Raw genomic sequence first — 18,901 nt, forward strand, 5'->3', positions numbered from 1 at the left:
AAATTACGCTTAATGGGAGGTTAATTAAAACAAAAACAAGGTGTTGCAACGGTGAAGCGCCGTAATTTTATGATAAATAAAAATGACATTACCATGAAAAAGATAATCTTATCGCTGACAGCACTAATGGCCTTCGGCCTGGCCTCAGCACAGACGGATACTACCCGTACCCGTACTACAACAACAACCAATCGCACTACGGTAACGCCGCAGCAGCGTATGCAAACTACAACTACCACTAAGCACGCCGACGGAACAGTGCAGCCAAACGCCCGCGCCGCTACGCCGGCGACCACCACGCAGGCGGGTAACGTTCCTGCAACCCGTACTACTACAACGCCTGCGACAACAACGCCAACACGCACTACAACAACAACTACCACCAATACCAATCGTGCCGCCAACCCCAACAGGGTAAACCCAACGGGCAGCAGCACGACGACGACATCGCCGCCGGTTACAAATCCGGGATCACCGATACCGACCCCGGCAGTGCCTCCGGCAACCACCACGCCGAGGCCATAACCTATAAGACCCTGCTCACCGGCAGGGTTTTCTTTTATCAGGGGGAGGCTAATGTATTGTTAAAGTAAATGGTGCAACGCCTGTAGTTTCTTATTTTTAATACAGCAAAAAACAACTCAGAAAATCACCATGGAAAAGCCGTTTGATCCCATCGTAAACCCATCACAGAAAACCTTAGGCAGCATCGAGAGCGCCATATCCATCCTTGGCGGGGCATACCTGCTGTACGATGCCTTTAAAAAGGAAAAGAAAAGCATCCTCGAAATGGCAGCTGCTGGTTTCATGATTTACCGTGGGGTAAAAGGCCTGCAAAAGAACGGCACGCTCAATAGCAAACTATTGGGTAAGCCTGCCGCAAAGCCGCATGATTCCAACATCAACATACACGCCCGCATGATCGTGGACAGGCCGGTAAATGAAGTATACAACTTCTGGAGGCACCTGGGTAACCTGCCACTGTTCATGGAGCACCTTGAAAGCGTAACCGTGCTGGGCGATACCCATTCAGAATGGAAGGCAGCGATGCCTGGCGGCATTGGCACCGTGAGCTGGAAAGCAGAAATCGTTGCTGAAGAACCTAACCGCTTCATCGGGTGGCGGTCGATGCCGGGCTCTATGGTAGCCAATGCCGGGAAAGTGAAATTTAAGGATGCCGGGGAATTAGGAACGCTGGTGCATATAGTATTTTCGTACGAAGCTCCTTTTGGGTCAGCCGGGGCTGAATTTGCCCGACTCGCAAACCCGATATTTGAAAAGATGGTTCGAAAAGATGTAATGGGCTTTAAGCGCTACATGGAAACCGGTACACCGCAAAAGCTGCAGCAGGAAACGGTGGCGATATATACTTAGTCGAAAGTTGTAAAGTTGAAAGTCATAAAGTTAAAAGTCATAAAGTTAAAAGTCATAAAGTTAAAAGTCATAAAGTTGAAAGTCGGGAATTACTATAGATCCAACTTTTGACTTTATGACTTTCGTCTTTTAACTATAGAGCCTACTTATTCCAGGAAATCTTCTTTATATACGCCTCGTCCTTAAGGCTGTCGACTGTCCGTAAAAAATGGCTGCCTGCCGAATTGAGTAGCTTCACTTCGATAACGAGGCTTTTTTTACGGCGTGTTACCGAAAAATCAGCAAAATCGACTTTCCTGTCTTCCAAAAGCTTGTTGATGATCTTACGGGGATTGGCATCGGCTTTTGCTGTAATGGTAAGCGACTTATTGTGAAACTTGTCGGAGAATTTGCGCTGTAATACCTGCATTCCCCACAATATCAGGAAGGCCAATACTGTGGCGATCGAGGCTGCAAAATACATACCGCCGCCGGTAGCCATGCCTATACCGGCTACTGTCCATATGCCCGATGCCGTGGTAAGCCCCATTACGGTGCCGGGTTTCCGTAAAAGTATCGCCCCTGCCCCTATGAATCCAATGCCGCTGACAATCTGCGCAGCCACACGGGAAGGATCCAGCTCGGCGTAGCTTGCGCCTACAATGTCCTGAAACCCGAATGACGATACCAGCATGATCAGTGCCGACCCCATGCTAACCAGCATGTGCGTGCGAAGCCCTGCCGCCCAGTCGCGCCGTTCGCGCTCCAGCCCTATGACAGCCCCAAAGATGGCAGCCAGGAAAAGGCGAAGTAGAAGTTCAGGCCAGGATATCATTATTTTTTAATTTAAAATTACTCAAATGCAACAAAACAGGCAAGCGCCGGCCTAATTGCGTAGCCGGGCAGCATATTCAGGCAATTTATACCCAAACATGGCGGATGTGGAAAAGATGAGGTGTGCAACAAAAAGCTGTCTGTAATATTTATAGCGGTCGTTATGCGGCGGATTCCTGTTCGCTTCAAACATGATTCTCCAGGCTATAATAGCTACGATACCGCTTGCTGCCCCCGCCACAAGCCCTTTTAGGATGCCGGGTGATTTAAGCGACCTGTGCCATAGTACCCTGTAGCAGATAACGAATACCATACCTATGCCATAATGCGCCAGCCATCCCGCGGGATGCATTTTATCATTATTGATTTCCGGTAGATTGCCTGCAGTGCGTATGAGTTTGTTGAGCAGGACAGGTTCGGTAAACTGCTGTTTCTCCTTTTTGGATATGAGATAACTGTACAATGTCATGAAAGTCGTGCCCACCACCCCCGCCAGGACTATTTTTGCTGCCGTATTCATGTTGCATAGTTTTTTGAGTTTATTTTGCGCAGGCGTCAGTCCGTAGAAAAAACCTCTGCGTTATAGTCCGGATCTTCGCCGGGACTGAATTTATCATTGTCCTTTTTTTCCGAAGTCCGGCCTGCAGGTATGGCAGTTTCCTTTTGCTCCTCCTTTTTTTTCGGATTATCGGTCATCATCAGTTTAGTTTTTCTGGTCCTCCGGACGTGTTACTTTCGAATTATTGCCTGTGCTGCCGGTACCGGTACCCATTCCTGTACCCGATGTGCCGCCGCTGTTAATTGGCCTGCCCTGCGCATCCCTCGCGGTACTGCTGCTGTTTTCGATGCGGTTGGTTATTTCTTCTTCAGTAAGGGCTTCACCTTTTGATGTGCCATTGTTTGTGCCCTTGCCGCCGGTAGCGGTGCCATTGGTCCCGGCTGCATTCCCGCTCCTGTATGTTGAGGTTGAAGTTGCTGTGGTACTGTCAGTAACGGTTACAGAGGTAGTGTCAGCAGTTTCACTGCCTTCATTATATGTAGACGCGTCATCGCTTTTGTCTTTACGGCTGCAGCTGTCGCATGATGTTGTAATGTTTAGGCCGGCTATAAGGATTGCCGGTACAATGGCTTTTTTTAACAGGGCTGGTGTTTTCATGGCTTTTGGATATTTGTGGTTTGTAACTAAAATTACCCAATAAAACGAAGCGGTTTTCCTAATAAAACACTAATTGGCAATACTATAACAATCAGTTTTCGGATGGTTCCTCTTTTTCGCCCACCACATATTTATACCAAAGCTTTATGCACAGTATCGTTCCGCACAGTACTGCAGCAATCACATTGCCAAGTATCACTGGGAGGTCGCTGCGAATGATGCCATAGGCTGTCCACATTGAAAGCCCGAGGAACAGCATAGCATAAGCAGGGGCAGAGAGGCTTTTGGTAGAGCGGGTGCGTATTACCTTTATGGCTTGGGGCACATTGGCCACTGTGGTAAAAAAAGCTGCAGCCAAACCAAGAATTTCAATATAATCCATAGTTATAATTTCTTTTCGAATTTTTCCTTTACGGTTTGGCTGATGTAGGTGCTTAGTCCCCTGCCTGCCACGGCCAGTTTTTTCATTTTTTCGATAATTCGTTTGCCGGCGCTTGCATAGGTGTATAGATATTTATCATCGGGGCCAAATGCTACAGCTATGCTGTCGCTCCCGATCTCGTAGGCAGTGACCCCTGAATTACCGTCAAGGTTTTTGTATCGCGGCATCTCATCATAGTTTCTATAAAGATAGTGAACATTGTAATCGGCAGTGCTTTCATTAACTTGCAGTTAACCTCAGCGGGACGTTAAAAACCTTAACTGAAAATGCTCTTAAAAAACGGGCTTTTTTACGAAAAGTTTAAGCGTTAACGTTAACCAAATCTTGTGATATAACTGTTTTGCATAAAGTAATTTTACAGTATAGAAACACAAAAATCCGGAAATCATGAAAAAGATTATTTTATCCCTAGCAGCATTATTTGGAACATTGGCCGTATCAGCACAATCATATCCAAAACAACCGGACCCAACTATTTATGAGGTTGTTAAATACCAGAAACCTGTAACGGAAGAACCCGTAACTGAAGAACCTGCCAAGGCAGAAAATGCAGAGAGCAAAGCCGACAGTGTTCAGGAGAATACGAATACAGGAAGCAAATCCGAAACTGACACCAACACGGCAGCAGTTAAAACCACTGCAACCGCTGTTGCTGTAAATGAGAAAAAGTCACCGGCCAGGAAAGAAAAGTAACAAATACCCTTCTATAACAGAAAAGCTGCATACGTGCAGCTTTTTTTTTTTTGTGCCTGTGGCTTTACATTATGTTTTACATAAATCCATGCCTGTCGGGATTATTATCGGTACGGGTGATGTTCCTCCCGTCGCGAACCGGAGTTCTTTTAGTGATCTCGTGCAGCTCATGGTCGTGGTAATTGTGGTATCCGCCCGACTTAGCCGTTTTCGGGAAGGTGGCAAGCTCATCAGGATTGACGAGCGCAGGGTCTTCATAAGGCATCATTGAATAATCATTAGGGTGCCTCTCGTTCATGTGTCCGCCCAAATCACCCTGATCCCGGCGGCCGTTGTTTGATTGATGTCCCATAATCGTTTGATTTGTAGTTGTATAAAGATACAATTTTTTAATCAATCTTTAACATGGGGAGCGTTAATTTATAAATCCTGCATAAAAAAAGGGCCGAAGCCCTTAGTATTACATAAACCCGTCGTTGTTGGGATCATTGTCTGTACGGATAATGTTCCGGCCTTCACGCACCGGCGATCTCCGGTTTACCAGATGGGTTTCATTTTCTGCTTCAAGCTCTGCAGCATCCATGATCTCCGATTTCTTCGGGAATGATGCCAGCTCTTCCGGGTTTATCACTGCCGGGTCATCATACGGCAAAGTGGGGTCCGGTTTCAGGTTTTTTATCTCTTCGAGCCTGCTCTCATGGCCCTGTATCTCATTTGTCCTGCGGCCCTGATAGTTGTCATTTCGGCCATTTGCATTATTTTCCATGGTATTAAATTTTAGTATTAATAAATTATCCTCCTGTCATTTCGCCACCGTTTATGTGTATTACCTGCCCTGTAATATAGGAAGCATCCTCACTGGCAAGAAATACATAGGCAGGCCCTACCTCACTTGGCTGCCCCGCGCGCTTCATCGGTGTATCCTGCCCAAATTTAGCCACCTCATCAGGCTCAAAGCTTGCAGGGATTAAAGGTGTCCATACAGGTCCTGGCGCTATGCCGTTTACGCGTATGCCCTTTTCAGCGAGCATGGCTGATGTGGAGCGTGTAAATGTTACTATTGCCCCCTTGGTGCTGCTATAGTCTATCAGGTGTTCGCTGCCCCTGTAGGCAGTCACCGAGGTAGTGTTGATGATGCTGTCGCCCTTTGCCAGGTGTTTGAGCGCTTCACGCGTCATGTAGAAAAACGGGTAAATGTTTGTTTCAAATGTCTCCCGTACCTGTTCGCCGGTTATATCTTTAAATTCCTTTTCAGGAAATTGTACCGCAGCATTGTTTACCAGTATATTGAGCGCGCCCAGTTCGGCGACAGTTTTTTGTACTGCTTTTTTGCAAAACTCCTCGTCTTTAAGGTCGCCGCTTATCAGCAGGCATTTACGGCCCTGTTCCTCCACAAGCTTTTTGGTGTCTTCAGCATCCTTGTGCTCGTTGTAATAAACGATGGCTACATCAGCGCCCTCATGGGCAAAATGCACTACAGCGCTGCGGCCTATGCCGCTGTCCCCGCCGGTTACGAGTGCCACTTTTCCCTGCAGCCTGCCACTGCCTTTATAATCCTTCCGGATAAATTCCGGCTCAGGCATCATTTTATGCTCGTCGCCCGGCTGGCTTTGCTCCTGCTGTGGGAATGAAGTTGGTTTTTCCATAGCATTTATCGTATTTAAATTTCTTTATCGGCTGCTTCAATATTGATATGCGATTCAGCGATGGATGTCAGCAGCAGGTCGGCGCCTTTTTCTTCATTCAGGGTCTCTTCCAGCAGCAGTACGACATCCTCTTCCCGCAACGCTATGGCATAAGCCCTCATCGTGCCGTAACAGGCAATTTCGTAATGCTTTATTTTTTGGAGCACACCTATAAGGCCCGCGTCGCGCACTACACCCGGCTTTGTAGCCTCTATGAATTCAAGGGCTTCTTTCAGCAGGCACTGGACGGTCTCATACTGCTCTTCCTCCGCTTCCAGGCCGATTGCCCTGAAGATGTCCTCAATACGCCCGATGTGCCCATTGGTTACAAAACGGTGGCGCTCCAGCAATCCTGTCAAATCTTTCGAAGTGGCACTCTTTATGATACTGCCCAGGATATTTACCATGGCGCTTTCCGCCCAGTATAGTTGCCGGAGCTGTTTCTCAAAAAGTCCCCTAAGTTCACGGGCTTCATTATGGCTTTTTGCAATGGCTGCTATCATGCTTTTTGCTTTTGTTTTTATAAAGTTACCAATCTCAAAACGCAATGGCAGGACAATTAACTCGGGATTAACAGCCTTAATTTAAATTGTTTGTGTAACTCATCGTTAAAAATTAGCACTTGAACGTTTTTTTGCTAATTAATTTTCGAATAAAGTTTTGCGTCAATAAGTTTGCCCTGAAAAACATCTGTAATTATTACCACCTTACTACCACGAATACATGAAAAAGCTTTTGCTATTGCCCGTTTTATTGTTTTTTGCTTCTTGTTCAACCGATGATATGACACAGGATGATGCATCGGCCGAAACAGCGTTCAGGACTTTGACATCAGTAACAAACCCAACCTGCCTGGATGCGGTGAATGGCACTGTTACCGTAGATCTTTCCCAGGGAATCAATAAGCCCATACTTGTTTTTACGGCATCGCTTACCGGCATGTCTCCCAATGTAAATTACAGGGCAAGGATAGAGATGGAAAACCTTTCTGATTGCGAAGATCAAACAAGCGGTACAGGCGCGACAGTTTCTTACGCCAGCGGTACAGTTACTTCTTTGCCAGCCGGCCAGGCTACTATAACGGTTGGCTACCAGTCATTACCTGCTTTTGCCTGCTACAGGTGGAGGGTAGTGGTTGACGGTGGAACGATAATGAAGGGGCGCGGACCTTGTACTACCGTTTCTCAATGGTACGAAGCCCCGCTTTTTTAACCTGGACTTTGATTTTTTTTAATAGTGGAAGAAACCACCGGTGCTGCCGGTGGTTTTTTTACTTAAAAAATCAAAAAAAAATAGGCATTCGCGGACGGTGTTCGTAATTTTACGAAAATGAGAATTATGAAAAACCTTACCGTTGTTATCACCGTACTGCTTCCGTTGCTTTTTTCATGCAACGATCCCGGCCTTCTCGAAGAAAAAGGAAAGCTGGACCTGAAAGAGGTTTCCGGCCTTGAGTACATCCCAAACTCGGGACTTTGGGCGCTCGAAGACAGTGGTAACGATAACAAGCTGTATACAATTGACGAAAAAGGGAATATACTTAAAACCTATACCGTCGCCAATGCTAAAAACAACGACTGGGAAGACCTTGCGTCGGATGCCAAGGGCAATCTCTATATTGGAGATTTTGGTAATAATGACAACAAGCGCCGCGACCTGGCCATTTATAAACTGAATGCAGGCAAATATGACAGCATTGCAGCAAAGGTTGAATTTTATTATCCGGGTCAAAAGGCCTTCCCTCCAAAGAAATCGGAAATGCTATATGATGCCGAAGCTTTTTTTGAGCATAATGGCACTTTTTACATTTTTACAAAAAACAGGAGCAAGGGATTTGACGGCAGTTTTGCAATGTATAGCGTGCCTAACGCAGAGGGCAGGCACGAAGCAAAGCTGATGGCTTCATTAAAATCCTGCGGAAATTATAACAAGTGTGCGATAACCGCAGCCGACATCAGCCCCGACGGGAAGACCGCCGTATTGCTTTCGGGCGATAAAATATGGCTGATGCCGGGATTTGGCGACGGTAATTATGAACTGCAGCCTGTAGAGCTGGGTTTCATTACGCAAAAGGAGGGACTCGCTTTTAAGGATGCCGATGTACTTTTTGTTGCGGATGAGAAAGACAAGCACGCAGGGGGCAGGCTGTATGAAACGAAACTGTCTATTTTAAAGGCCAAAATTTAAGCCAAAAGCTATACGGCCGCCATCGGTGCCCTGAAAATAGAAAACGCGTGCCGTGACCAGGTCAAGCCCGTTGAGCCACGCGCCGCCGCCCACGCTTTGGTGCCATTTCCTGGAGGGATCGTCCGAAATCCAGACACGCCCAAAGTCATATCCGCCAAAGATACCGTACTTCATAGGGACGAAACTTGTCTTTACACTACCTATAGTCAGGCGAAGGTCAGTGCTTTGAAATACCGAACGCTTGCCTGTAAATCGCTCCCTGCGGTAGCCCCTCAGGTCGTTATCGCCTCCCAGTGTGGCTGCCTGGTAAAACTCAAAGTCGTTGCCGAATAAGGCTTTGCCTTTAGCCATGGTGGCAAAGACCAGGCTTTCATCTGCCGTAATGTTATGCACCAATCCTACGGCCGCCTCGCCATGAGGAAAGTTGCGGTTGGTGTCGTCAAGGCTTGTTTTCCACCCACCGGAGATGTAAAAAAACATCCCGAGGGCGGGAAGTGCGGCATTGTCATAATTTTCGAAGCTGTATTTGCCATTCACCCCGGCATACTGACGGTGTTCAAAGAGCGACAAATCCAGTATCCCCGGTTCGTTTACATATCGGCTTGTAGACTCGTCGACTTCGATCGTTTCAAATACCGCACCGAACGAGGTTAGGCTGCCATTGCGTGTTTCTTTAAATATAAAGGGTGCAAAACTAAAAGTTTGCAGGCGGACGCGGTTGTAGTCCATGCCCCTTTGGTCGTCGATGTTCTCTGTTTCATTACCTAATCCAAAGTAATTGATGCTAAAGTTGGGGCTGGTATACACAATGTCTACCCCGATGTTCCAGCGCAATGCCGCATTCATGAACTTTCCTGCATATTTCAGCTCAAAGCCATCGGTGGCAAAGTAGTAATTGCCTCGCAGGTTGTGCTTTTGCGAAAATGGCCTGCGGTTAAAATTATTTATGGTATAATCGGCAATGGCGCCTATTTTCACGCCGTCGTCGGGGTTGTAGCCAATGCTTGGATAGCCGGCAACTACATTATATTTTGGTTTTTCAGCGTCATAGCTGTTGGTCTCATAGTCGTCGCTTATAACCCTTCCGGTACGGCTGTCGGTTTCATAGGTGTTTTTTTTGCTCTTAAAGTCGTATAGCTTTATTTTCCTGCCGTTTTCAATGCGGTAGGTATCGTGGTTCTGGCCGCCAAGCAACCGCAGCATTATTGGCTTTTCCGGTTTCCCGCTCACTTCAAAAACATCGTCGTCATCGAGGCCGTAAATCCATATTTCCTTTGTTTGGTCCCGATTGTACGTGCGGCTTTGCACCAGTGTTTCCACATTGTCTTTCATGCTGTACATTTCTACAGTGGTTACACCGCCGGCGCCGCGTATTATGCGAAATTTGTCTTTCTTATCAGTTCCTGTTATCAGTACGGTTTTTAGCAAAACTTTCCGGTATTCGAGGGCAAACTCCTCTAGATGGCCCCTCCTTATCTTCAGCTTTTCCTTTATTTCATCAATGGTTGCGTCCTGTACTTCTTTTGGCAGGCCGGCAAAGGCTTCATCTATCACCGCATCGGTAAGGTTTTCCTTAATGTAGGCGGCCTGCTCCAGCCAGTCGGCCTCTGTCGAGGCAGTAATTACAGCCAGGTCAAGCGGATAAGGCTCGCGGTTGAACCATTTTACATTGCCTATGTCCTCCTTAAAGCTTTGCATATGCCGAAGTGCCGGAATATTCATGATGATGGAAAAAAGCGTTCCGTCATATTTTGTAAAGGCCTGGTCGCGGTCTTTCGGGATGGGTCTGTAAAATACCTTGCCATCCGATTTATATTCGGCCCATTTCCACTGGTCTGTATGCCTGTCCCAATCGCCTATGAGCATGTCAAACAGGCGGGCACGTATGTAAGCCTTTTCATCCATGCTGTATTTGTGGTCTTTCCTTAGGTTTTCCAGCATTTCACCGGTATCAACAATGTCATCCGGCTTCCCGAAGCCAGGCGTATCCCGCTGTTCTTTGTGTACATGCTCCTCGATCATGTACAGTTCGTCTCCAAATGAAGTGTTGTATTCGCCCAGCACATCCTGCTTTGGCACATAATACAATTTTGGGTTGGTATGGCCTACATCCACTTTATCAGCCAGGTTCCCCACAATGAAAGGTGTATAAGGGTGCGATGTAGTGTAAAAATCCAGCAGGAATTTTTCGGCGAAGGTGTCGTCAAAGGTATTGCCCATGTAGCGGTCCTTAAATGCCACCGCCTGCAGGAAACGGGTGGCGCTCTTTTTGAGGGCACGCATGGAATATTCCCTGCCGTCCGGGCCCTCCAGCCGTAAGGAATGGGTTTGGTGGCCTCCTCCTGCTTTTTTGGGCTTCAGTCCGCCATAGAGGGTGTCCAAACGCACCACCTGGGCTTCAACCGGCGTGCTGTAGTATTGCCTGTAGTGCTCTCCGAAGAAAAACCGGTAGGTACCGCCTTTATCGGTCATCTCCGGGGTATAGATGGAAGCCGATGCTGTCTTTGGAAAGGTATCGGGATAGTCTTTTATGGCAACTTTTTTCTTTTCCAGCAGGTTCCTTTCAAAAACCTGTTCTTCCTTCCCGTCCTTAATGCTGTAAAAATATACCCTTGCCGTACCGTCTTCATTAATGTCGAGTATTGAATAGCCTGTACCGCCATAGGAGAAATCTTCGGGGTATAGGGTTCGCGCTGCTTCTACTTTTGAGCCCGCACCGCTTATGATCTGGTGGATGTTGTCATGGCGGATGTATTGCAGGTTATGGTCATGGCCTGATATTACGATTACATTGTCCTTATCCTGTATGAGTGTTTTTATCCTTTTGGAAAGTGTTGCATATATACGGCTCTGGAGGTCCTGCGTGCTGTAGCCCGATGCTTTTCGTGCCAGGTTGATGAGGGATCCTATACCCGGAAGCGGGACGTTGTACGGAAGCGGGAAAAGCTGTTTTTTCCATGAAAACTGGCCCCCATGAGAGCCATTGCTCATCAGCGGGTGGTGAATCGCTACCACAATCACTTTGTTCTGGTTCTTATTCAGTAGGTCTTCAAACTCTGTAAACAGGTCCTCCCGGGTTTTTATGTCGCAGTCGTCATTTATGCTTGGGTAGTCATCCCAATCCTCAATATACCACTGGCTGTCTATGGCAATCACCGTAATGTCGTCGTTTATCTCAACATCCTTTATGGCACATCCTTTGCCCGGCAGGAATGTTTTTTTGCCGGTATATTTGTTTATGAATTTTTCCTGCTCACGCAGTCCGTCGTAGCCATTGTACCAGTCGTGGTTGCCGGGAATGAACAATATTTGGCCGGGAAATAATTTAGACAGCTTCAATTGCGATGCAAGGCTGGCTTCACCATCTTTGCGTGCCTGCGACCCGTTGTCAGGAACCATTCCTTCCGGGTAAATGTTATCGCCAAGGTAAAACAGCGTTGTGTTCTTTCCTTCCCTGTCCAGTTTGCCGCTCACAATGCCCAGCATGGCCTGTGTATGGGGCTCATTGGCATAGCCCGCATCGCCTATCAGGTAAAAGCGGTGGGCCGGCTTTTTGGCAACTGCGGTGTCTGAAACAGGTGCCGGCCCGGTGTTCATGCCATATTCAGGCTTGTAAGTAGCACAGGAAAACAGGGACATCGCGGCAAGCATACAGGTTATAATCTTAATATTTACCTTGGCAGCTACCGTATCCGGAAAGAATTTCATAATTTGGTTGTGTTAATTACCTACCTATGGATATTGTTCAAAAAGCGGAAAGCCATGTTTTCCATCTATTCAAAGATAAGTTATCTCCCGATTACATTTATCATAATTTCAACCATACTTTACGCGTGGTGAACAATGCCGCCGCCATAGCAAAAGAGGAAGGGGTTACGGATGATATGGAGGTTATCCTGCTGGCTGCCTGGTTCCATGATATAGGATATATTGAAGGGCCGGACAACCATGAAGACCGCAGTGCCATTGAAGCTGAGGCATTTCTTATACAAAACGGCTACCCCGGAGATAAAGCCGCACAGGTTGCCACGCTGATAAAAGTGACAAAGCCGGGCAGGGAGCCCCAAACGCTTTGTGAAAAAATCATCAAGGACGCCGATTGTTCCCACTTTGCCGATAAAAATTATCCCATGCTGTCCGAACTGCTGCGAGAGGAATGGAAGGTAACACAGGCACGCACGTTTAGTGACAAGGAATGGGCTATGGGCAACCGGAAGATGCTCATGCAGGATCACCGGTTTTTTACGGATTATGGTAAACAGGTACTGCAACCGCTAAAGGAGGCCAACATTGCCATTCTGCAAAAAGAGATTGCCGATGCTGATGGCACCAGGAAAAAATCCAAGGACAAAATAAACAAAAAGAAACTTGAAAAACTGGAGCGCCCCGACAGGGGAATTGACACCGTATTCCGGGTAACGCTAAATAACCATACCCGCCTTAGCGAAATTGCCGACAGCAAGGCCAACATACTGCTCTCGGTAAATGCAATCATCATTTCTATCGTGCTTACTACAATTATTCCCAAGCTCGACAGCCCGTCGAATGCCCACCTCGTTATGCCCACGCTCATACTGATGGTTTTTACAGTGGCAACCATCATTTTTGCGATATTGTCTACAAGGCCAAAAGTTACAAGCGGGACATTTACCAGGGAAGATATCGATGGACGCAAGGTAAACCTGCTGTTCTTCGGCAATTTCTATAAAATGCCCTTGGAGGAATACGAATGGGCCATGAACGAGATGATGAAAAGCCGCGACTACCTGTACGGCTCAATGATAAAGGACCTGTATTATCTCGGACTGGTTCTGCATCGCAAATACAAGCTGCTGCGCATTACCTATACCATTTTCATGATAGGCATACTGGCTTCGGTTTCTGCCTTTGTATATGCGTTTAAGGCGCTTTAATGTTAAAACACCATAAGTAGGAAAACACCATAAGTAGAAGTGAGCGTATTTATGACACTTACGATTGATTATCCGGGCGTTTTGTATTATGCATTCAGCTCCTTAAGCAGGTCTTCATAGCTATATGTGGTTTCCTGCTTTTTGTTGCTGTCATACGCTACCGACACGCGCAGTGCCTTTAGGCCGGTTACCCCCTGGAGGTCTTCCACTTCAAAAGTTTCTACCACATTGCCCAGCATCTTCTTGTGCTGCAGGAACTGTATGTACCTGCGGTATTCGGCTTCTTCCTGCTTTTGCGAATATACAATGGTGATTTTGCCTTTCTCGGTAATGCGCTCTTTAGTACCCTTTATGTTCGATTTGTCAATGCGTTTCTTTACCACTTCATATCGTGCATTGTAGGTGCCGTCAACGTCAAATCGCTTCTCGTCCATCCGGAAACGTATCGATATCGGTGAGCTGAACACCAGTATCAGCGACGTTACATCCAGGTCATACGGCAGCCCGGGGCGCAGCTTGTAGTATTCGTTTTCCATTTCGCACATGGCCTGCAGCTGCCACAACCTTAGGTTGTTGAGGTATAACGGGCTATAGGTGTGCTTTGGCGAAATGGATGCGCCAATGTACAGGTTATGCTCTACGCCGTCGGTTTTGAAACGCTCATAATAATGCGGAAAAAACGCCTGAGCTTCGGCCTGTTTTTTGTCAAGCACCTCGGCCATCTGTTTGTTGATGATGGACAGCGCATCGTCGAAATGCTTACGGCTGTCGTACACCATTTTCATCTTGCTGTCCAGTGTTTCAAAATAATCCGTTATTCTTTTATGCACTTCGGCATTCGAAGAGTCAAAATGTTTCAGCACCGGGTGCACTTCGCTAATGATGTAAGCCTGTACGCCCGATTCGGTATCGGCCTTTAGCGGTCCTTTAAGTTCTTCTTCCAGTTTTTCCAGTTCAAAGATATGTTGCTCTATCAGTGGCAGCTTTTCATTTTTGAAGATATAACGGAAGACGGATAACAGCTTTTCTATCTGTAATATAAGGTCTTTTTCGATGGACTCATTGCGCGCTGTAGATGATCCCTTGATATCTATCTGGCCATATAGCGGATATACCTCCCGAAACACGATTTCTTTATAGGCCTGGTCCTTTTTGTCTTTGGAAGTTATGTGCAGCAGCGCCTCTTCGCGGAATTTCCAGTAGACGCTGTGGTGTATGGCCGTATATTCGTTCTGTATGATGGCATCCACCTCATTTTGCAGTTCCGAATAGTACCGGTCTATGGTATCTGTAAGGAAAGGCAAGATGTAAGTAAGCTTATTGGCATTGATGCTGTTGAGTTCTTTAGGACGGGACGATACCAGCTCAATAAAGCCCAGCAGCCTTCCGTTTTTTATGATGGGTGCAAAAATACAGCTTCGTATGTCCTGTGCCAGCAGGTGCCCGGCAAATCCTATGTCGGCGCCTTCCTCGGATTTATATGCCTCTACGTCCGAAAGTATGAAGTACTCCTTATCCTCGAGCATGCTATCCAGTGTTTCATCGCAAAGCATGCTGTTGCAGCTCATTTCCGCCGAACCGTTTAGTATATGGCTTTTTATTTCCTGGAAGGGTGCGAGCGTAAACAGGTTGTCTTCGGTGTTTACTTCAGTGAAGCCTATCCGCAGATCAGGAATCTGGTATATCGATCGAAAAATGCCTTCGAAATTAGCTTTGGCTATTTCCTTCAACTCATCGCTTACCAGCAGGTTCGATTTCAGGTTGGAAATGGCACTTTCGGTTGTGGCATCAAATAAGGAAACAATCCCGAACCCCTTGCATATCCAGCTTCCGGGAGGAAATTTCTCCTTCCACAATTCCAGGTTGTCAAAGTTGTCCATCAGCAGTGCAACATCGTCATCGGCAATGTCAACAGCCTTTTCGGTAGGGAGCAGCTCCAGGAAGTCGGCGTTATACAGTATGCGGTAATGCCTCATTATGCCCTCGCTGTCGGGAATGTCATAAAACAATGGCTTGCTGAAATCAAAATGGTGGCCATAATAGCTGTTGAGTATCAGGCAGCAGCAAAACACATAAAACTGGTGGTCGTCAAAATTACGGATGCTCATGCCAAAGTCCTCACCCGCATTCATGAGTATCTTTTTGAAACGTTCGGTATGATTAAAGGTAATGTTGAAGAAAGGAATGGCAGCCGCCTTGATCTCATTTTTGGTCAGTGCAGTCGGGAACAGGTCGGCCAGCAGGTTTTTTATCAGCTTTTCGTGCTTCTCAAGCAGGGAAAGGTCGGTAATCCCATCACGCAGTTCCGGGAAAGGTGCCGTGTGGCGCAGGAGCGCCTTAGCATAATCGGAGCGGTAATCTACATCCGATTCGGCAATTTCCTCAAGCGTTTCAAGTACTTTATGGAACGATATTTTCGCAATTAGCGGGCTTTCTATATGGTGCTCAACTTCCATCTTTCGGTCATTACAAATAGTCAGTAAAATTACGAAATTTTCGTTCGCGGGGATTCAATATTGTAAAGGTTTTTGGCCTGTGATGGAATAGCGTTACTTTTGTGGCAGATGAACCAGGCTGTAAACATAACTTTTCCCCACAACATCCGGCTTACCGTAAAGCGCGAAGACCTTCTGCATCCTCATATTTCGGGCAATAAATTCCGCAAGCTTAAGTACAATATCCTTCGGGCCAAGGAGGAGGGGAGAACCACTTTGCTCACTTTTGGCGGGGCTTTTTCCAACCACATCGCCGCGACTGCCGCAGCGGGTAAGGAGTATGGCTTTGAGGCGGTTGGCATCATCCGGGGCGAGGAACTGGTTGATAAAATTGTAGATAACCCAACGCTGGCTTTTGCCGAATCCTGCGGAATGAAGTTTAAATTTGTATCGAGGGAGCAGTATCGGGATAAAACAGACGTGGCATTCATTGCGGCATTGCGTGAAGAATTTGGCGATTTTTACCTGGTACCCGAAGGTGGCACAAACGCTTTGGCTGTGAAAGGCTGTGAGGAAATATTGTCGGCTGGTGATGAGCAGTTTACGCATGTGTGCTGTGCTGTGGGTACGGGAGGAACGATATCTGGGCTGATTAATTCTGCCGGTGCGGGCCAACGGGTTTTAGGCTTTCCGGCGCTCAAAGGTGCGGCATTACAGGAGGAGATCGCTATCTTTGCAAAAAACGCTAACTGGGAGCTTGTTGAGGAATATCATTTTGGCGGTTACGGAAAAGTAACCGGTGAACTGATAGCCTTTATGAACGATTTTTTCGTGGAAACAGGTATATTGCTGGATCCGGTGTATACGGGAAAGCTGTTTTTTGGCGTTATAGACATGATAAATAAAGGGATATTTCCTGAAAATTCCGATATACTGCTCATCCATACCGGTGGATTGCAGGGCATAGCCGGGATGAACAGGGAGTTAATGAGAAAGAAATTACCCATAATTAAAACGTGAGATATGTTCAGAAAAATTTTAGCTTTAGCAGTGTTAGGTTTGCTTGTGAGTTGCGGCACATCAAAATCGCGCATCCAGACAACCAAGAGCGGCGTAGCCAAAACAAAGACATCATCGAAAAAGAAACCGAAACCTGCCAACACCAAAACGTCTACCGCCTCAAATTCCAACAGCGGCAGGACTACTGAAACGCTGGAATCTACCTCAAAAACTGTAGTTTACTCGGATATGGTAAAGGCCTATGTACTCGAGTATAAGGAAATAGCAAAAGACAACATGCGCCGCCACGGCATTCCGGCCAGCATTACGCTGGCGCAGGGCATATTGGAGTCCGGAGCCGGGAGAGGCACGCTTTGCGTCAATGCCAACAACCACTTCGGCATCAAGTGCCATACAGGCTGGGATGGCGAAAAAGTATACCACGACGATGATGCCGAGCAGGAATGCTTCAGGAAATACGCAAAAGGAGCCGAATCGTATAACGACCACTCATTGTTCCTAACGACAAGGGGAAGGTATGCGTCGCTTTTCCAGTTGCGTAAGGATGATTATGAAGCCTGGGCACGCGGACTGAGGGCGGCCGGATATGCCACCGACCCGAAATACCCTGAAAAGCTTATCGGCCTTATTGAACGCTATGACCTTGCTGCATATGATGCCGAGGTACTCAACAAAACCTATGTTAAGCCTGCACCCAAGGCGGCTCCAGCAGCAACAGAAGAAGTGCTTGCCGCCGGTTCCTACCGTGTGGTGCAGGGCGATACGCTATACTCTATTTCTAAGAAACACAACCTGTCGGTAGATGAGCTGATGCGCCTCAACGGGCTGTCAAACAATGCCATTTCTATCGGGCAGGTACTAAAAGTAAAATAAAACAGATGCTATACGAACGCAGCAGCCGCCTTTTTGCCGAAGCAGAAAAGGTAATACCGGGCGGCGTGAACTCTCCTGTGCGTGCCTTCAGGGCCGTGGGAGGGACGCCCATTTTTGTAAAAGAAGCCAAAGGGGCTTATTTGTATGATGAGGACGGCAACCGCCTGATTGATTATATCAACTCATGGGGCCCAATGATTTTGGGTCATGCTTATGAACCAGTGGTCAATGCCGTAATTGACAGGGCGAAGAAAGGTACTTCTTTTGGTATGCCTACCGCCCTGGAAACTGAGATAGCCGGACTGGCCGTTTCTATGGTGCCCAATATCGATAAGATACGCTTTGTAAACTCGGGAACCGAGGCCTGTATGAGTGCCATACGTTTGGCCCGCGGGTTTACAGGACGCGACAAGATCATCAAATTTGCCGGCTGTTACCATGGCCATTCCGATTCGTTCCTGATACAGGCGGGCAGCGGGGCGGTGACTTTTGGTTCGCCTAACAGCCCCGGTGTAACCCAGGGCACGGCAAAAGATACACTCCTTGCAGCTTATAACGACCTCAATAACGTAGCAGAATTATTCGCTGCCAATGCCGGAGAAATTGCGGCCATCATCATAGAGCCGGTTGCGGGCAATATGGGCTGTGTGCCTCCTGCAGAAGGTTTCCTGGAAGGATTGCGGAAATTGTGTGACGACAATGGCACATTATTGATATTCGATGAGGTAATGACAGGGTTCCGCCTCGCAAAAGGCGGGGCGCAGGAGCTTTTCAATATCAAGGCGGATATCGTGGCTTTCGGGAAAGTAATAGGCGGCGGGCTTCCGGTGGGGGCTTTTGCTGCACGTAATGAGATAATGAATTATTTGGCTCCGCTTGGGCCTGTATACCAGGCAGGGACGCTTTCGGGCAACCCGCTGGCCATGGCTGCCGGGTTGGAAATGCTTAAGGCTCTTAACGCTGACGCAGGCATTTTCCAAAGGCTGGAAGAAAAGACAGCCTATCTTGAAAAGGGTATCCGTGAAAAGCTGGAGGAAGCAGGCCTTGCTTATACGATTAACCGAACAGGATCCATGATATCGGTGCACTTTGATGCCGCGCCTGTAACTGATTTTAAATCAGCAGGAAAAGGGGATAATGCAACCTTCAAAAAGTTCTTCCATGGGCTGTTGGCCGAAGGTAGTTACATCGCGCCGTCTGCTTATGAAACGTGGTTCATTACCGATGCGCTTACTTACGAAGACCTTGATGAGACCATTGCTGCAATAGGGCGGGTTTCGAAAACGCTATAAACTAAAAAACCTCCGTTG

21 protein-coding genes and 1 pseudogene are annotated in these 18,901 nt (G+C 47.2%); 10 read left to right on the forward strand and 12 right to left on the reverse strand.

Annotated features, from left to right (window positions below; genetic code table 11):
- Positions 1-93: 93 nt before the first annotated feature.
- Entirely contained in the window at positions 94-525 is a 432-nt protein-coding gene (locus OGH69_RS00070; RefSeq protein ID WP_265172390.1) for a hypothetical protein, read from the forward strand.
- A 129-nt stretch (positions 526-654) separates the two neighbouring features.
- Entirely contained in the window at positions 655-1,374 is a 720-nt protein-coding gene (locus OGH69_RS00075; RefSeq protein WP_265172391.1) for an SRPBCC family protein, read from the forward strand.
- Between the two features lie 142 nt (positions 1,375-1,516).
- Here the strand turns inward: OGH69_RS00075 and OGH69_RS00080 are convergent, their stop codons facing one another.
- From OGH69_RS00080 to OGH69_RS00105, 6 genes are all read right to left on the reverse strand, one after another.
- Positions 1,517-2,188: an MgtC/SapB family protein gene (locus OGH69_RS00080; RefSeq protein ID WP_265172392.1), complete on the reverse strand. Its 672-nt coding sequence runs from the start codon at positions 2,186-2,188 to the stop codon at positions 1,517-1,519.
- Between the two features lie 51 nt (positions 2,189-2,239).
- Positions 2,240-2,707: a hypothetical protein gene (locus OGH69_RS00085; protein ID WP_265172393.1), complete on the reverse strand. Its 468-nt coding sequence runs from the start codon at positions 2,705-2,707 to the stop codon at positions 2,240-2,242.
- 35 nt (positions 2,708-2,742) lie between these two features.
- A complete protein-coding gene (locus tag OGH69_RS00090; RefSeq protein WP_265172394.1) occupies positions 2,743-2,886 on the reverse strand; it encodes a hypothetical protein in 144 nt (47 codons plus the stop codon).
- Positions 2,887-2,890: 4 nt separating this feature from the next.
- The gene (locus OGH69_RS00095) at positions 2,891-3,343 is read right to left on the reverse strand and encodes a hypothetical protein (protein ID WP_265172395.1); all 453 of its coding nucleotides are present in this window, start codon (positions 3,341-3,343) and stop codon (positions 2,891-2,893) included.
- A gap of 91 nt (positions 3,344-3,434) precedes the next feature.
- On the reverse strand, positions 3,435-3,725 hold the full coding sequence (locus OGH69_RS00100) for a SemiSWEET family sugar transporter (protein WP_265172396.1): 291 nt from the start codon (positions 3,723-3,725) through the stop codon (positions 3,435-3,437).
- Between the two features lie 2 nt (positions 3,726-3,727).
- Positions 3,728-3,952, reverse strand: a complete 225-nt coding sequence (locus tag OGH69_RS00105) for a hypothetical protein (RefSeq protein ID WP_265172397.1) — start codon at positions 3,950-3,952, stop codon at positions 3,728-3,730.
- Positions 3,953-4,172: 220 nt separating this feature from the next.
- Between OGH69_RS00105 and OGH69_RS00110 the strand changes: the two genes are divergently transcribed.
- Positions 4,173-4,478, forward strand: a complete 306-nt coding sequence (locus OGH69_RS00110; protein ID WP_265172398.1) for a hypothetical protein — start codon at positions 4,173-4,175, stop codon at positions 4,476-4,478.
- Between the two features lie 76 nt (positions 4,479-4,554).
- On the opposite strand, the gene OGH69_RS00115 is transcribed toward OGH69_RS00110, so the two are convergent.
- From OGH69_RS00115 to OGH69_RS00130, 4 genes are all read right to left on the reverse strand, one after another.
- Positions 4,555-4,830: a hypothetical protein gene (locus tag OGH69_RS00115; protein WP_265172399.1), complete on the reverse strand. Its 276-nt coding sequence runs from the start codon at positions 4,828-4,830 to the stop codon at positions 4,555-4,557.
- A gap of 108 nt (positions 4,831-4,938) precedes the next feature.
- Positions 4,939-5,244: a hypothetical protein gene (locus tag OGH69_RS00120; RefSeq protein ID WP_265172400.1), complete on the reverse strand. Its 306-nt coding sequence runs from the start codon at positions 5,242-5,244 to the stop codon at positions 4,939-4,941.
- A gap of 25 nt (positions 5,245-5,269) precedes the next feature.
- The gene (locus OGH69_RS00125; RefSeq protein WP_265172401.1) at positions 5,270-6,124 is read right to left on the reverse strand and encodes an SDR family oxidoreductase; all 855 of its coding nucleotides are present in this window, start codon (positions 6,122-6,124) and stop codon (positions 5,270-5,272) included.
- Between the two features lie 14 nt (positions 6,125-6,138).
- A complete protein-coding gene (locus OGH69_RS00130) occupies positions 6,139-6,666 on the reverse strand; it encodes a YciE/YciF ferroxidase family protein (RefSeq protein ID WP_265172402.1) in 528 nt (175 codons plus the stop codon).
- Between the two features lie 220 nt (positions 6,667-6,886).
- Between OGH69_RS00130 and OGH69_RS00135 the strand changes: the two genes are divergently transcribed.
- The 3 genes from OGH69_RS00135 to OGH69_RS18225 all read left to right on the forward strand — a co-directional run bounded on the left by OGH69_RS00135 (position 6,887) and on the right by OGH69_RS18225 (position 10,669).
- Positions 6,887-7,375 (forward strand): hypothetical protein, encoded by a 489-nt coding sequence (locus tag OGH69_RS00135; protein ID WP_265172403.1) that lies wholly within the window; start codon positions 6,887-6,889, stop codon positions 7,373-7,375.
- 126 nt (positions 7,376-7,501) lie between these two features.
- Complete coding sequence (locus OGH69_RS00140; RefSeq protein ID WP_265172404.1) at positions 7,502-8,350, forward strand: hypothetical protein; 849 nt, start codon at positions 7,502-7,504, stop codon at positions 8,348-8,350.
- Between the two features lie 2,100 nt (positions 8,351-10,450).
- A complete protein-coding gene (locus OGH69_RS18225; protein WP_372339323.1) occupies positions 10,451-10,669 on the forward strand; it encodes a hydrogenase iron-sulfur subunit in 219 nt (72 codons plus the stop codon).
- A gap of 456 nt (positions 10,670-11,125) precedes the next feature.
- Here OGH69_RS18225 and OGH69_RS18230 read toward each other — a convergent pair.
- Positions 11,126-12,058, reverse strand: a pseudogene (locus OGH69_RS18230) (metallophosphoesterase); the annotation flags it as partial.
- A gap of 26 nt (positions 12,059-12,084) precedes the next feature.
- On the opposite strand from OGH69_RS18230, the gene OGH69_RS00150 reads away from it, so the two are divergent.
- Complete coding sequence (locus OGH69_RS00150; RefSeq protein WP_265172406.1) at positions 12,085-13,263, forward strand: Pycsar system effector family protein; 1,179 nt, start codon at positions 12,085-12,087, stop codon at positions 13,261-13,263.
- 86 nt (positions 13,264-13,349) lie between these two features.
- Here OGH69_RS00150 and OGH69_RS00155 read toward each other — a convergent pair whose 3' ends face one another.
- Positions 13,350-15,719 carry a GAF domain-containing protein gene (locus tag OGH69_RS00155; protein WP_265172407.1) on the reverse strand — a complete coding sequence of 790 codons (2,370 nt, stop codon included), beginning with the start codon at positions 15,717-15,719 and terminating at the stop codon, positions 13,350-13,352.
- A 108-nt stretch (positions 15,720-15,827) separates the two neighbouring features.
- Here OGH69_RS00155 and OGH69_RS00160 point away from each other — a divergent pair, with 108 nt between their 5' ends.
- From OGH69_RS00160 to hemL, 3 genes are read left to right on the forward strand one after another with little or no spacing between them, the layout of a single operon-like run.
- Complete coding sequence (locus OGH69_RS00160; protein WP_265172408.1) at positions 15,828-16,718, forward strand: 1-aminocyclopropane-1-carboxylate deaminase/D-cysteine desulfhydrase; 891 nt, start codon at positions 15,828-15,830, stop codon at positions 16,716-16,718.
- A gap of 3 nt (positions 16,719-16,721) precedes the next feature.
- Entirely contained in the window at positions 16,722-17,591 is an 870-nt protein-coding gene (locus OGH69_RS00165; RefSeq protein ID WP_265172409.1) for a glucosaminidase domain-containing protein, read from the forward strand.
- A 5-nt stretch (positions 17,592-17,596) separates the two neighbouring features.
- Positions 17,597-18,883: a glutamate-1-semialdehyde 2,1-aminomutase gene (gene hemL / locus OGH69_RS00170; protein ID WP_265172410.1), complete on the forward strand. Its 1,287-nt coding sequence runs from the start codon at positions 17,597-17,599 to the stop codon at positions 18,881-18,883.
- Positions 18,884-18,901 lie beyond the last annotated feature (18 nt).

The sequence above is a fragment of the Flavobacterium sp. MFBS3-15 genome, from assembly GCF_026107645.2.
Taxonomy (GTDB): Bacteria; Bacteroidota; Bacteroidia; order Flavobacteriales; family Flavobacteriaceae; genus Flavobacterium.